The sequence below is a fragment of the Marinobacter sp. G5_S1_61_S3 genome (genome assembly GCF_054968585.1).
Window position 1 is genome coordinate 23,088 of record NZ_JBQKUK010000011.1, and the last position, 14,914, is coordinate 38,001.

Here is a 14,914-nt window from a genome sequence, read left to right on the forward strand (position 1 = left end):
GTGACAATGGATCTGTCCTGTTTTAAAGCCTATGACCTTCGTGGCCGAGTGCCGGACCAGCTTAACCCAGAGCTGGCCGAACGCATCGGTCGCGCCTATGTGGAAGTGACGGGGGCGAAAAGAGTCATCGTCGGCTACGACATCCGGCTGTCCAGCCGTGAAATCGCCGACGCCCTCTGCTCCGGCCTTATGGCCGCCGGTGCCGACGTTTTCGACATCGGCCTGTGTGGTACCGAGTTGGTCTACTTCGCCACCAGCCATTACAAAATGGACGGCGGCATCATGGTCACCGCCAGCCACAACCCGCGTGATCACAATGGCATGAAGATGGTGGGGCCGGACTCGCGCCCTATCAGTTCCGACAACGGCCTGAATGACATCCGTGACCGGGTGCCTGAGCCCTTCGGTGATGCGCCGGAACAGGGACGATATGAGCCGCTGGAAGTGGTTACCGCCTATATCGATCACCTGTTGGGTTATATAGCGGCAGGATCGCTCAAGCCCAAAACCATCGTGGTCAATGCTGGTAACGGCGGGGCGGGGTTGATTGTCGACGAGCTGGAACAACACCTGCCGTTCGATTTCGTCAAAGTGCACCACCAGGCCGATGGTCATTTCCCGAACGGTGTTCCCAACCCCATTCTGGAAGAAAACCGCGCCGCCACCGCGGATGCGGTTGTGGAGTATGGCGCTGCCATGGGCATTGCCTGGGACGGCGACTACGATCGCTGCTTCTTCTTCGACGAAAACGGCCGCTTCATCGAGGGCTATTACATTGTCGGCCTGCTGGCAGACCAGTTCCTCCGCAAAACCGGCGGCGGTAAAGTCATCCACGACCCAAGACTGACCTGGAACACCATCGACCTCGTCAACGCCGTTGGCGGCGAAGCCATCGAAAGCAAAACCGGCCACGCCTTCATCAAACAACGCATGCGCGACGAAGATGCAGTCTACGGCGGCGAAATGAGCGCCCACCACTACTTCCGCGACTTCGCCTACTGCGACAGCGGCATGATCCCTTGGTTGCTCGTCGCCGAACGCCTGTGCCAGTCCGGCCAGACGCTGTCCTCCCTGATAGACGCCCGAATCGAGGCCTATCCGGCCAGCGGCGAAATCAACCGCACGATCGATGATCCCCCCAAGGTCATTGCCGCCATAGAGGCCAAATACAGCCCGGGCGCCAAAAGTGTCAGCCACGTCGACGGTGCCAGCATCGAATTCGACGACTGGCGGTTCAACCTGCGAATGTCCAACACCGAACCGGTGGTTCGCCTGAACGTGGAATCGAGGGGAGATATTGCGTTGATGAAGGAAAAAACGGCAGAGCTGCTGGCGGAAATGCAAAGGCTAAACGAGAAAGGCTAACTCCGAATTTTGGGGCAGGCCGTCATGGTTCCCTCTCCCGAAACTGTGCGGAGCCATGGATGGCGAAGCCCAAGCGTCACATGGATGTGCCGCAAGGAGCGTGTTTCGGGAGAGGGAACCATGACGGACTGTCTTGCACCAATGGCAAAAGCCGGGAACCACTCAAAGCCAGTCGTTCAACATAACCCCGATACCAATCCGCTGAATCCGCTCATTGTAGTCAATCAGACTCTCACCATAGCCATTGTAATAATGGACATACCCCTTGATCGTATCCCCCATCGGAAAGCTATAACCCAACTCAATCGACGTCTTGTTGTCTGACCGCAAGTTGTTCATCAGCTTCATCGACAGCGTCCGATCCTCACTCCACTTGTAGATCGCCATGTAGTTCGCATAGCCCAGATAGCGCTCAATATCCTCATTGTCGTCCTCGCTGTCATCCTCCGGCAGTCGATACCAAGGCTGAAGGATGAACAGCCAGCGATCATAGCTGTAGGCTGCCGACCCCACGATCCGGTTCCAACTGCGGGAACGGGGTTCCGACTGGCCATTGGACTCATGATTAAAGCCCAGCGTGACACCATTCAGCCTGCCAGGGCCCAGGTCATAATTCGTCTCATAGCGTACAAAGACTTCCGGCTCATAATTGGTTTCCCGGAATGGCGCTGAGTCATCCGTGTTATACACCTGCCAAAACGATTTCTGGGTGTAGCCGAACCAGAGCGTCGTGCGGTCATCCAGCCAGCCAGTCAACAAGGGTACCTTGAAACTGATCTGGTACTTGGCTTCCTGGTTGTCGATGCCATAGTCGTAATCGGTTGCGCCCAGTCTCGGATTTGTGGGTTCACGATTGGCATTCTTCATATAGCTGAACGGCAGGATATACATCGGCCGATGGCCAACAAAACTGCCGGAAAACGAGAAAATAGCCTTCTCTGCGGCGACATAACGGTTCAGGATCGCCGACATCACGCCGGTATCTTCTCCGTCCTCTCCGGTCGTGCTTTCTTCCGCGGGCCCCAGTGTTGCATCGCCGTTTTCCGCATTCGCTGCCTCTTCGTACTGCAGCGCCTCCGTCGACTTATCGATGGCGTCCAGGCTCTCATCAGAGGCACCATTGCGAGCGCTGGCCGGGTCATTGATGGCGTCGTAACATGCGAGACGCTGAACGCCATCCTTGATCAGGGCACAGTCTTCCGGCTTCACTCCCTCAAAATTCCGGTTCCCGGGGGGCTCGTCCTGCGCGGTGGCCGTTCCGGGAAGGAACAGGTTCAGAGACAACAGCAAGCCAGTAAACCTCAAAAGTTCAGGGCGGCGAACGATGGGCATGGTCCAGTCCTTATGCGTTGGAAACACTGATCCAGGTGTTGGCGACGCCGTAAGCCCATACTCCGAGCAGCGTCATCACCAGCAGGGAGAATACGATTTTATGCCGGGGTTTGCGTTCAGCAGCTGCTGCAACTACCCAGCGCAGGTACATCAGCCCGATAAAACTGATGAATACCGCAAGACTTGCGGCGGCGGGAATCAATAACCACACAGGGCTCAGTGCGGCACCCTCTGCCGCGCGGCTGGAAAACCAGCCCATGGACGCCAGCAGTATGGCTACCGCGGTAAACTCGGTGATCAGTAATGGCTTTCGCCAGGGGTGTGGCTGGTTGGTATCAGGCATACATTCGAACCTTCGGTATCTGTTTGGTGCATGGTACCCGGAAAGTGCTTCCGGAGCCCTCTGACTTACGAAATGGCAACGAAAATTGATTGAAATCGGGGGTTCATTTTGCAGTTTGGTTTTTTTGGCCTGCCGCAGTCGCTATAATGCGTGCACTAACGATTATAACGCCCAATTGTGAGGTGCATTGTGATGATGAAGAGAGTCCTGGCTGCCGTATTGCTTGGTTTCGGCCTGACCGCAGGTGCCGTAATGGCCAATGTTGAAGATGAAATTCGCGCTCGCATTGCCCCGGTTGGCGAAGTGTGCGTCCAGGGTGAAGACTGTGGGCAGGCAGCTGCTCCATCTGCAAGCGCAAGCTCGGGCCCTCGTTCTGGAAGTGACGTTTACGATGCAGCCTGTACCGCTTGCCACAGCACTGGCGCGGCAGGCGCTCCCAAGAAGGGCGACACAGCCGCATGGTCACCCCGTATTGAAAAAGGACTGGACACACTGGTCAATCACGCAATCAACGGCTTCAATGCCATGCCGGCCAAGGGCGGTTGTTCCGGGTGCTCTGATGAGGAAATCGAGAGCGCCGTCGAGCACATGGTTGAGGCCAGCCAGTAGCAACTGTATTCCGGCCCACGGTAGATCAAAAAGCCCCCGATATTACGGGGGCTTTTTATTGGTTAGCGGAATGTTCTCCCGTTAGTGAATGGGCATATAGGTCAGTTGTCCTTCGATTCGCTCAGTGCCGTTTTTGGGCGTTGTCACTGCAATTGACCAGGTTTTGGGCCCATCTGCGCTGTTGCTGTCATGCAGAACATTGAGCCGGGAGTCCAGCCAGCCAAAAGCGCCGGATTGAGACATTGTCACCCAGGACGTCTGGCTCGTTTCCGCCGACTGGTTTGGTAGCGCTTTCCAGCTGGGGCTCTCCGTATTAACGGTGACTTCGGTTCGGGTAAATCGTATAAACGCCTCCCCGTCCGTGCCCAATACGGTCAGAGGTTCTTCACCTTGATATCGAAGCAATATGCCCGGGCGCGGTGCATCCAGAATGATTGCACTGAGTCCGGGAATGTCGGGTTGATGGGCTATTCGAGCCTTTACGATGCCGTCCGGAACGTCCTCTGTCTCCAGTGCACCGTGGGCCCCTGCCAGCCCGGAGGCTGACAGGGACACCAGGCCGAACAACACCGGGGCCGCCAGGCGAGCTCCGATCTGTTCGATGTGTTTCATAACAATCCTCCTGACGGTCACAGCAGCTCGAGGGTTGACTCAATGATGCCACCGCTGGTGGTGGTATCGCTGGCCACCTGCGTGGGCGCCATGCAGGCGAGATTCTCATTCACCACAGTGATCGGCGCGGACACCGAGGGTACGCGGCCATCTGGGGTGTCCTTGCTGACGAACAGCATGTATTCGCCGGCGGGCACCACGTTGTGGTTGTCGGGCATGGTCAGAGTCAGCTTGTTGCCAGGGCCCCGCTCCATGACCAGTTCAATGGCACGCTGGTCACCGTCAATGACGTGGGTCATGACCGTACGGCGAATCAGCAGGGCCTTGTCAATCTGATCCGCCTGGTCGACCTTGATGTTGAATCGGTCGCCAATGGTCAGATTGCTGGGTGCACTTTTAATTTTGGGGCGGTCGTCCCGCATGGCGTAGGGCGGAGTGTAGATTTCGAAACTCGGATCGCGGCCGTCATAGGGTGCGAGTCCGAAATCCTGAAGATCCACGAATGTCAGGTAAGCGGTGTTGATTGGTGAGTGGCCGGCAACCATAACGCGGCCGTCCTCCATCAGTACCGCAGTGTTGTGGTAGGTGCGGGCGCGGTGGCCGGTAGCCATTTCCGTCCATTCTCCGGTTTCCGGGTTGAACTGCTCGGCGGTGCGGATCGGGCCTTCCAGGCCGGGCGCTACCACACCGTCACGATTGCCGCCGCTGAACACCATCACGGTGCCGTCGGGCATCACAACGTTTGTGCCGTACCAGCGAGGCTGATTCAGTGGGCCGGCCAAACGCGACTCGTAGCCGATTTCGTCGCCGTTGGTGGTGACAGTATCGATGCGGGTCTGGTCGGTGGGCAGGTAGCCGCCGGGGTTCGTCAGTACTGCATAACTGGGTACGCCGCCCGCGGTCAGCAGTTCCACTTCATTGTAGTTACCGCTGGCGTCTGGTTTCAGCGGCAACATGGTGGACGACGTGGAGCCCCGCATACCACCGGCGATCGCCATGCGCAGATTTTCTTCAGATACCCCAAGATCGGCTGCGCTGGTCAGCAAATCCGTGGGCGAGTCAAGAACATCGCCAAGCAGTGAGCCGACCTGATCAAGCGACAGGTTGGTGATGTTCAGGGTGCTGCTCAACTGACCCAGCCCGGCTTCATCCAGCCTTAGTGGGAGGCCTGCATAGCCAATGTCGTTCCAGCGCTGGGTATCCGGGTTGAAACTGGCGACAATGTTCCACAATGCCTGATCGTAACCCTGGCCGAATGGGTTGAAGGCCTGGCCACCAGCGTTGTAGAAGATGTGTCCATTCGGCAGCAGATGCATGCGTGGATAGAGCGGTAAGGAGCGATCAGCGGTGGACGGATTCTGCGTCCAGGCACCGGCGCAGGGGTCGTAGGTCTCCGTTTGCACCACGTTGCGTCCGCTGTTCAGTGGCTCATCCGGGTACACTGGCTTCAGCAGCTTGGTGACACCACTGGCGACGAAGACGTTGCCGTTGCCCATGGTTACGAGTGATGGATACCAGCGCCCGTAGGTCATATCGCCACTTTGGCGCCAGGTGTTGGTCTCCTCGTCGAATATTCTCGAATTCTTGATACCTTCCAGTTCCGCCACCCCAAGAGGCAGGCCATCAATGCCTGGCTCGGAATAGTAGTCGGTGCCGCCAACGGCCATCACATCACCGTTGGCCAGGCCGATGACGTCGGAGCAGAACAGGGCGCCGTCGTTGGCGCTGGTGTTGTCGGCGGTATCGAGCAGGCCATCCAGCTCGGTGCCATTCAGCAGTGTTTCACTGTCGTTGCCATCCGGGTTGGCGCCGGCATCCAGGGGAGAGGGTTTGATCCAGGATGGATTGTCGTTTTCATCCAGCGACAGAACGCGGGTCTGATCGTTGACGGACACTTCGCCAAATTCCGCAACAATGGATAACTCAACGTTCTCAGTGCCTTCCAGGGCGTTCAGGTAAAGCAGGCGACCGTCTTTGAGAAGTGCCATGGTGCCGGCCGCGGGTTTGCACTCATCCATGCCGTCAGCGCGGGTAATACATTTTTCGTCCGTTTCGACAGCTTCACCATCCACAATAATGGTGGGTTCCGCAAAGGGCTCACTGAACGTGCCCTTGCTGTTGTAACTGTCAGGAGCTGACGGTTCCTCAGTCTGGGTCGTTGAGTCCTCGGATGAGCCGCCCAGCAGGCTGCCGAGAAGGCCCGCGTTGGCGGTGCCTGATCCTGCGATGAGCAGAATCAGCGAACCGGTGACGCTTGATAATCGATTGAATCGACGGGACATGGTGTTCTCCTGATCTTGTTTTTGTGTTTGCCGGAAGCAAAGCTCCCTAGGCTGTTACGGATCAGGAGGTCATAAGGTTGCAGGGATTGTGAAAAAACGTGAAATTCAGCTTCCGAGGTCGCCGAGTAATGCACTGAGGGTGGCCTTACCTTTTTGCTGGTTGGCTTCCACGTCCAGGTCGCCGGTGCCTTCCCATCTCAGGTCGTCCTCGGGCAGCTCATCAAGAAACCGGCTTGGAATAGTTTCCAGCTTTTCGCCGTACTGTTTTCGCTGGGCGGCAAACGTAAGGGTCAGGGTTTCCCGGGCTCGGGTGATACCCACGTACATCAGTCGCCGTTCTTCCTCGACATTGCCTTCCTCAATGCTGGAGCGGTGGGGCAGTATTTCCTCTTCCAGACCCATGATGAACACGTGGGGGAATTCCAGGCCTTTTGAGGCGTGGAGGGTCAGTAGCTGGACCTTGTCGCTGTCGTCCTCTTCTTCGCGCTGCTCCATCATGTCGCGCAGGATTAGCCGGCTGATGGCGTCTTCAATGCCCATTTCGTCGGCCGTACCCTTGCCGTCGTCCAGCATGCGCTGGATGGACTCCACCAGATACCAGATGTTCTCCATTCGCCGTTCCGCCTGTTTTGGCGAGCCGGAATGCAGGTGCAGCCATTCCTCGTATTCGATATCGGTGAACAACTGCTTGATCACCGGAATCGGATCTTCGCTGTGCAGGCGCTCGCAGGTGTTGTCCACCCAGTGAGCGAAGCGCCGCAGACGGTCCAGCCCCTTCTCGGTAACGTGGGTTTCGGCACCCATATCGCCCAGGGCACGAAACAGGCTGACGTTGCGGGAGCGGGCGTAATGGCTGAGCTGTTCCAGCGTGCGGGGGCCGATCTCCCGGCGGGGCACGTTCACGACGCGCAGGAATGCCGCGTCGTCATCCGGGTTCACCAACAGACGCAGATAGGACATGGCGTCCTTGATCTCGTTCTTGGAGAAAAACGACTGGCCACCGGAGATGTGATAGGGGATCTGGTAAGCCTGCAGTTTCATTTCCAGCAGCCGTGCCTGGTGGTTGCCCCGATAGAGAACGGCGAAGTCCCGGAAAGCCAGGCCTTTCTTGAGTTTCTGGTCGAGAATTTCCGTGGCCACCCGTTCGGCTTCCGCGTCTTCGCTGCGGCAGCGGACGATTCTTAGCTCGTCCCCGACCGTATGATCACTCCACAGGGCTTTCTCGAACACGTGGGGATTATTGGCAATGACCGTGTTGGCACAACGAAGGATGCGAACCGTGGAACGGTAGTTCTGCTCCAGCTTGACGATTTTGAGGCTTGGGAAGTCTTCCTTGAGCTGAGCAAGGTTTTCAGGTCGGGCGCCGCGCCAGGCGTAGATCGACTGGTCGTCATCACCAACGACGGTAAAGGCGGCCCGTTCTGCCACCAACAGCTTGACCAGTTCGTACTGGCACAGGTTGGTGTCCTGGTATTCGTCCACCAGCATGTAGCGGATTTTTCGCCGCCATTTCTGCAACACCTCGGGGTTGTCGCGGAACAGCTGTACCGGCAGCAGGATCAGATCATCGAAATCCACCGCGTTATAGGCCTTCAGGTATTCGTTGTAGTGGCGGTAAATGATGGCAATACGCTGCTCCCGCTCATCAGCGGCCCGGCTCCAGGCGTCCTGGGGGCTGCGCATGGCATTCTTCCAGGACGAGATGGTCATCTGCACGTCAGACAGTTCATCGCCGGCATCCGCGCTGGCCTCGCGCATCATCAGGTCCTGCAGCAGGGCCTTGGCATCTTCCGCATCGAAGATCGAAAAACCGGGGTGATAGCCCAGGTGCTCGTGCTCCTCGCGGATCATGTTCAGCCCGAGGTTATGGAAGGTGGAAACAATCAATCCCCGGGTCAGTTTGCGATCCACCAGGCGTCCGACACGTTCTTTCATTTCGCGCGCGGCCTTGTTGGTGAAGGTCACGGCGGCGATATGACGCCCTGGAATGCCAAGGTGTTCGATCAGATAAGCCACTTTGCGGGTGATCACGCTGGTCTTACCGCTGCCGGCACCAGCCAGTACCAGCATAGGACCCTCCGCATAGCGGACGGCTTCACTCTGTCGGGGGTTGAGCTTGTTCACAATAATTGCGCCAATCCGGGAAATTCCGAGATAACCTGGGAAGCAAACATTCTACACTAGGCAGACATGCTGTACCTTGACGATCTATCAGCTATTCTTGAGGGAACGGAGATGTTTGATCACGAGGAACGGGACGCTTCTTAATGACCCTGGCAGTAAAACAACCCAATCCCAGCCATGTACGGCTGCTGGTGCTGACGCCGGAGTATGCGGATTTTCTCTGGCTGGGTGCGCTCCTGTCACGTGATTGTGAAATGGAACCGGACCTGACCTGGTGCCCGGATCTTATCGACTGCGATGATCTGATTCGCAATACCCATTTTGACGTTATCCTCTGGGACTGTGTGTTTCATGGCGGTTCCGAAGACGCTTTCCTGCAGTACCTGTCCGTGTCCAGCAATGAGAAACCGGTGTTGGCACTGAGTGCCGAGCCAGCCTCCGAGCGTGCTGTTGACCTGCTTGCCAATGGCGCTTCGGACTACCTGAGTCGCCAGTCATTGGAAGAGTGGGGGCTGCGCCGCGCGGTACGCTGTCTTTGGTATCGGCAGCAGCTTTCGGAGTCCGCTCACGGCCAGTTGGGCCGGGAAGTGGCCAGTGGTTTTATCAACCGTGACCTGTTCTTCGATCGCCTGCAACAGGCATTGCTGAGGGCCGAGCGTGCCAGCCAGCGGCTGGCGTTGTTGCACATCAACCTGGATGATTTCCGCAGCTTCAATGAATCCTTCGGTTACCAGAAGAGTGACCAGATCATGCTGAAGCTGGCGGAACGGCTGCGACAGAATTTGCGGCGAGTGGATTCGCTGATGCGCATTGGCGGCGACGAGTTTGCGATCATTGTCGAGAAAGTGGAAGACTCCCTGGATATTACCCAGATCATCCGCAAGCTCGTGACTGCGATGGGTGAACCATTCAGCCTTGACGGCCAGAATGTCGTCGTCAGCGCCAGCCTCGGCGTGGCCACCTACCCGGAAGCGGGTGACAGCCCGGAAAACCTTCTGCGACGTGCCAACCGAGCCATGTTTGAGGCCAAGCGCGATCCAGGTACCAGCTACCGGTTTTACGATCGTCAGTTGCACATAACGGCCGGATACCAACTGCGCCTGGAGGCGGATCTCCGTAACGCTCTGCGGGGCAATGAGCTGGAAGTGTATTATCAGCCGCGTATCGACCTCGCGTCGGAGGAAGTTCGTGGGGTGGAGTGCCTGCTCCGGTGGAATCATCCGGAAAGGGGGTTGGTGGGTCCGGACGAATTCATTCCGGTGGCTGAGCGCAGCGGGTTGATCGTTCCTATCGGCTACTGGGTGATTGAACAGGCCTGCAAGCGTCTGCAGGAGTGTTCAGACCTCGGGCACCCGGGGCTGGTGTTTGCCGTGAACCTGTCGTTCCGTCAGTTCCATGATCGCAAGATGACCGAAACCATTTTCCGCATTATCTTCAATGCCAATATCGACACCAGTCTGTTGGAGTTGGAGCTTACGGAAAGCGCCATGATGCATGACCCGGAATATGCCCAGCGATGTCTGCGGGAGCTCAATCAACTGGGTATCAGTTTTGCCCTGGATGACTTCGGAACCGGGTTCTCCTCACTCAGCAATCTTCAGCACCTGCCTATATCCCTCGTAAAAATCGACAAGTCTTTCGTTCAGGAGTTGGGGCAGTCTGCCGACGCCGAGCATATCATCCGTGCCATTATCAGCCTGGCTCACAGCCTGCAAATCAGCGTGGTGGCGGAAGGGGTGGAGACGGAAGGACAACTGGAATTCCTGCGCCAGCAACACTGTGATGAAATTCAGGGTTACTACTACGCGCGCCCCATGCCATGGGCAGATCTTGTGCAATTCCTGGACAACCGTAGCCGCGCTGCTTGCCTGCAGCAATAAGCCGCTGTACCTTTGCGCTTTGACTCGTAAGCATCAGATGAGGTTGCATGAACAGTATCATCAGGCGCATTGCTGACGAACTGGGTGTTCGTGAACAGCAGGTGAATGCCACCGTTGAAATGCTGGACGGTGGCGCCACCGTTCCTTTTATTGCCCGTTATCGCAAGGAAGTCACCGGTTCGCTCGATGACAGCCAGTTACGGTCCCTGGAAGACCGCCTGCGTTATCTGCGTGAGCTGGAAGACCGTCGTTCCACGATCCTCAACAGCATTGAGGAGCAGGGCAAGCTGACCGATGAGCTGCGTGCCAGCATCGATTCGGCGGACACCAAGAACCGCCTCGAAGACCTCTACCTGCCGTATAAGCCCAAGCGCCGAACCAAAGCGCAGATTGCCCGTGAAGCCGGTCTGGAGCCCCTGGCCGATGCCCTGTATGACGACCCCACGCTGGAGCCAGAGAGCACAGCGGAAGGCTATATCAATGATGAGGCCGGTGTTACCGACACCAAGGCCGCGCTTGATGGTGCCCGCTACATTCTGATGGAACGCTTTGCCGAGGATGCGGAACTCCTGGGTGAGCTGCGTGACTTTATCTGGCAGCAGGGGCAGCTCAAGGTCACCGTGGTGGACGGCAAGGAAAATGAAGGTGCCAAGTTCCGCGACTACTTCGACCATGTCGAGCCACTGAAAAAGGTGCCATCCCATCGTGCGCTTGCCATCCTCCGGGGGCGCAATGAAGGCGTGCTTACCTACTCCATTGTGGTTGGCGATGCGGAAGACGACCGTCGCCAGCCCCATCCGGCGGAACAGCGTATTGCCGCGCGCTGGCATATCCGTGACAACGGCCGTGCGGCCGACCGCTGGTTGTCGGAAGTGGTGCGCTGGACCTGGCGCGTAAAGCTGTCCACCCAGATCGAAACCGACCTTATGGCCCAGGTGCGGGAAGCGGCAGAAACCGAGGCCATCAATGTGTTTGCCGCCAACCTCAAGGATCTGCTGTTACTGGCGCCGGCGGGCCCCCGCGCCACACTGGGGCTGGACCCCGGCCTGCGCACCGGTGTGAAGGTGGCCATCATCGACGGCACCGGCCAGGTGGTGGGTCACGGTGGTATTTTCCCGCACGCGCCCCGCAACCAGTGGGACCAGTCCATTGAACAGTTGGCGAGCTGGTGTCGGCAGTACCGCATTGAACTGGTGGCCATTGGTAACGGTACGGCCTCCCGCGAAACCGAAAAGCTGGTCGCGGACCTGAGCAAGCGTTACCCGGAGCTGAAGCTGGCGCGGATTGTGGTCAGCGAATCCGGTGCTTCGATCTATTCCGCCTCTGAATTCGCCTCCCGCGAACTGCCGGACCTGGACGTGACCATTCGCGGGGCGGTTTCCATCGCCCGCCGGTTGCAGGACCCACTGGCGGAAATGGTGAAGATCGAACCCAAGTCCATCGGTGTGGGGCAGTACCAGCACGACGTGTCTCAGGTTCAGTTGGCCCGCAGCCTGGATGCCGTGGTGGAGGACTGTGTTAACGGTGTTGGTGTGGATCTCAACACCGCATCCATCCCCCTGCTGGCACGGGTGTCCGGCCTGAACCAGAGTATTGCCCAGAATATCGTCGATTTTCGTAACCAGAATGGCGTGTTCCGTGATCGCAGGCAGTTGCTTAAAGTGTCCCGCCTTGGTGATCGTACCTTTGAGCAGTCGGCCGGTTTCCTTCGCATTGCGGGGGGCGACAATCCGCTGGACCGCTCGTCGGTGCACCCGGAAGCCTATGGGGTGGTTGAGGCTATTGCCCGCCAGAACAATCGCAAGATTGAAGGTATCGTCGGCGACGCCGATTTCCTGCGCTCGTTGAACCCGCAGGACTATGTCACCGAACAGTTTGGTCTGCCGACCATAAAGGATATTATTACGGAATTGGAAAAGCCGGGCCGTGACCCCCGGCCGGAGTTCCGCTTTGCCAGCTTCGAGGAGGGAGTGGAAACCCTCAATGACCTGAAGCCGGGTATGGTGCTGGAAGGGTCGGTCACCAACGTGACCAATTTCGGCGCGTTCGTGGACATCGGCGTCCATCAGGATGGCCTTGTGCATATCTCTGCGTTGTCGAATACCTTCGTGAAAGATCCGAGGGAAGTGGTCAAGGCAGGGGATATCGTCAAGGTGAAAGTGATGGACGTGGATATCCCGAGAAAGCGGATTGCGCTTTCCATGCGTATGGATGACCAGCCCGGGGAGAAATCCGACAACCGCGCCGGCTCCAGCAGTAAAGGTGGCAAACCTTCCGCAAGAAATGACCGCCACAAGGGCGCAGACAGCGGGCAGAAGGGTGCCATGGCCGGAGCGCTGGCACAGGCTCTGGCGTCGGCCCGCAAAGACGGCCGTTAACCCGCGCCGCTACACACTACCGTAATGGCCGCCGGTGTTCCCGGCGGCCATTCAAGCAGGAGTCATTCATGGGTGAATCCCGCCATCAGCTTTTTCAGCAGTTCACGGCCAACCAATGGGCCGGATTTCGAAAAGGCGTTGAGAAAGAAGGCCTGCGGGTCGATCGCAACGGCTTTATCGCACAGACTCCGCACCCCCGCTCGCTGGGTTCCACGCTGACCCATCCCCGTATCACCACGGATTACTCCGAAGCTTTGTTGGAGCTGATTACCCCGGTGTTCGATACCACGCGAGGGATGCTCGATTCGCTCCGGGATACCCATCGCTTCGTTCAGTGCAATCTTGGGGATGAGGTGTTCTGGGCCGCGAGTATGCCGTGTGAGCTGGACGGCGACGCGAGCATTCCCATTGCCGAGTATGGCACTGCCAATATCGGTCGCTTGAAGCATGTGTATCGCCAGGGGCTGGCCGTGCGTTACGGTCGCATGATGCAAAGCATTGCTGGCGCCCACTACAACCTGTCGCTGCCTGACAGTTTCTGGAGGCTTTGGCAGGACGCCCTTGGTAACCAACAAAGCCTGCAGGACTTCAAGTCGGACCAGTATTTCTGGCTGATCCGCAATTTCCGTCGTCGCAGCTGGATGCTGATGCTGCTGTTCGGCGCTTCTCCGGCGCTGGATGCCAGCTTTGTGGCGGGTGTACGTCATGACCTGAGCAGGTTCAGCGATGATACCTGGTATGGCCGCGAGGCCACATCGCTGCGCATGGGCGATCTGGGCTATCACAACAACGCTCAGGCATCGCTGAATATCTGTTTCAATGAACTGAAGACCTATACCGACACTCTGTTCAGGGCGATTCATACCCCGTGGCCAGCTTACGAAAAGATGGGAACCCGGCGCGACGGCGAATTCATCCAGATCAACACCAGCGTGCTGCAGATTGAGAACGAGTACTACAGCGCCGTGCGGCCAAAGCGCACCACCGAGCGTGGGGAAAAGCCGATACAGGCCCTGGAGTCACGGGGCGTGGAGTACATTGAGGTGCGTTGCCTGGACCTGGATCCGTTCTCCCCGGTTGGCGTTAACGAAAGCCAGATCGATTTTCTTGACCTGTTCCTGCTGGACTGCCTGCTGTCAGACAGCCCCCGCATTGACGATGACGAATGCGATCGCCTTGATGACAATTACCAGGATGTGGTGGCTAGGGGCCGGAATCCGGACCTGACGATCTGTCGCTCCGGTGAACGCGGCCGGGTCGGTGACGCTGCCATTGCCCTGATGGACCGTCTTGCCCCCCTTGCAGAACAGTTGGACAGCTTGAACGGAGATTCCACCTATCGGCGAGCGCTGGATGACCAGCGTGCCAAGCTCGACGATCCGCGTGAGTTACCTTCAGCGAAGGTGCTTGAAGCCATGGAGGCTTCCGGCATGGGTCACCGGGAATGGGGGCTGGAAATGTCCAGGCAGCACCAGCAAACGCTGCGAGGGGAAGGGCTGTCGCCGGATGTGATGGCGGCGTTTGACAAAATGACCGCTGATTCGCTTTCCGAGCAGGATGAAATGGAGCAAGCCGAAAACCAGCCATTCGGAGAATTCCTGGAGCAATACCTGCAATCCTGAACCGGGAGTGCCCCTCCCGGTCGGGCGTCACACTCTCCCCGGACCTGTCGCACAGAAACGTAATTAACGTTTGTCAGCTTCGGTTAGCGCTGTTAGTTTCTGTAAGCAGAGTGACAGCATCTGATGGTGGCTACAGGTAAAGGGAGAACCGGTATGGCCAGAGACATCAAGTTAGGGTGGGATGTTGAGTCCCTGAATAAAGCCTATCGCCAGGGCTATATGGCCGCCTCTATGGGCATGGAACGCAGCCGCTGTCCCTATCGCGGAGAAGTTGTTGTTGCCGCCTGGGAAGCAGGATGGGAAGACGCTGAACAGGTTACCAATGAGGCGCGGCCGGTCGACGACCTGTTCTCCCGCATCGCCTGAT

The 14,914-nt window shown here is 57.8% G+C and carries 11 protein-coding genes; 6 read left to right on the forward strand and 5 right to left on the reverse strand.

What is annotated here, in order from left to right:
• Positions 1-6 precede the first annotated feature (6 nt).
• Entirely contained in the window at positions 7-1,365 is a 1,359-nt protein-coding gene (locus tag ACTRWH_RS12250) for a phosphohexomutase domain-containing protein (protein ID WP_462826474.1), read from the forward strand.
• Between the two features lie 162 nt (positions 1,366-1,527).
• On the opposite strand, the gene ACTRWH_RS12255 is transcribed toward ACTRWH_RS12250, so the two are convergent.
• Together ACTRWH_RS12255 and ACTRWH_RS12260 are read right to left on the reverse strand one after the other, a co-directional pair.
• Positions 1,528-2,697, reverse strand: a complete 1,170-nt coding sequence (locus ACTRWH_RS12255; protein ID WP_278366721.1) for a phospholipase A — start codon at positions 2,695-2,697, stop codon at positions 1,528-1,530.
• A 10-nt stretch (positions 2,698-2,707) separates the two neighbouring features.
• Positions 2,708-3,040, reverse strand: a complete 333-nt coding sequence (locus ACTRWH_RS12260; RefSeq protein ID WP_036202970.1) for a hypothetical protein — start codon at positions 3,038-3,040, stop codon at positions 2,708-2,710.
• A gap of 195 nt (positions 3,041-3,235) precedes the next feature.
• Here ACTRWH_RS12260 and ACTRWH_RS12265 point away from each other — a divergent pair, with 195 nt between their 5' ends.
• Positions 3,236-3,649 (forward strand): c-type cytochrome, encoded by a 414-nt coding sequence (locus tag ACTRWH_RS12265; RefSeq protein ID WP_036205573.1) that lies wholly within the window; start codon positions 3,236-3,238, stop codon positions 3,647-3,649.
• An 81-nt stretch (positions 3,650-3,730) separates the two neighbouring features.
• On the opposite strand, the gene ACTRWH_RS12270 is transcribed toward ACTRWH_RS12265, so the two are convergent.
• The 3 genes from ACTRWH_RS12270 to rep all read right to left on the reverse strand — a co-directional run bounded on the left by ACTRWH_RS12270 (position 3,731) and on the right by rep (position 8,667).
• Positions 3,731-4,261, reverse strand: coding sequence for a hypothetical protein (locus ACTRWH_RS12270; protein WP_036202972.1), 531 nt, complete (start codon positions 4,259-4,261; stop codon positions 3,731-3,733).
• 17 nt (positions 4,262-4,278) lie between these two features.
• Positions 4,279-6,543, reverse strand: coding sequence for a galactose oxidase-like domain-containing protein (locus tag ACTRWH_RS12275; RefSeq protein ID WP_462826459.1), 2,265 nt, complete (start codon positions 6,541-6,543; stop codon positions 4,279-4,281).
• A gap of 105 nt (positions 6,544-6,648) precedes the next feature.
• Positions 6,649-8,667, reverse strand: coding sequence for a DNA helicase Rep (gene rep / locus ACTRWH_RS12280; RefSeq protein WP_075194993.1), 2,019 nt, complete (start codon positions 8,665-8,667; stop codon positions 6,649-6,651).
• A gap of 143 nt (positions 8,668-8,810) precedes the next feature.
• Between rep and ACTRWH_RS12285 the strand changes: the two genes are divergently transcribed.
• From ACTRWH_RS12285 to rmf, 4 genes are all read left to right on the forward strand, one after another.
• A complete protein-coding gene (locus tag ACTRWH_RS12285) occupies positions 8,811-10,547 on the forward strand; it encodes an EAL domain-containing response regulator (RefSeq protein ID WP_075194994.1) in 1,737 nt (578 codons plus the stop codon).
• 47 nt (positions 10,548-10,594) lie between these two features.
• Entirely contained in the window at positions 10,595-12,925 is a 2,331-nt protein-coding gene (locus tag ACTRWH_RS12290) for a Tex family protein (RefSeq protein ID WP_036202982.1), read from the forward strand.
• Positions 12,926-12,993: 68 nt separating this feature from the next.
• Entirely contained in the window at positions 12,994-14,547 is a 1,554-nt protein-coding gene (gene gshA / locus ACTRWH_RS12295; protein WP_075194995.1) for a glutamate--cysteine ligase, read from the forward strand.
• A 153-nt stretch (positions 14,548-14,700) separates the two neighbouring features.
• Positions 14,701-14,913 carry a ribosome modulation factor gene (gene rmf, locus ACTRWH_RS12300; RefSeq protein ID WP_036202988.1) on the forward strand — a complete coding sequence of 71 codons (213 nt, stop codon included), beginning with the start codon at positions 14,701-14,703 and terminating at the stop codon, positions 14,911-14,913.
• Position 14,914 lies beyond the last annotated feature (1 nt).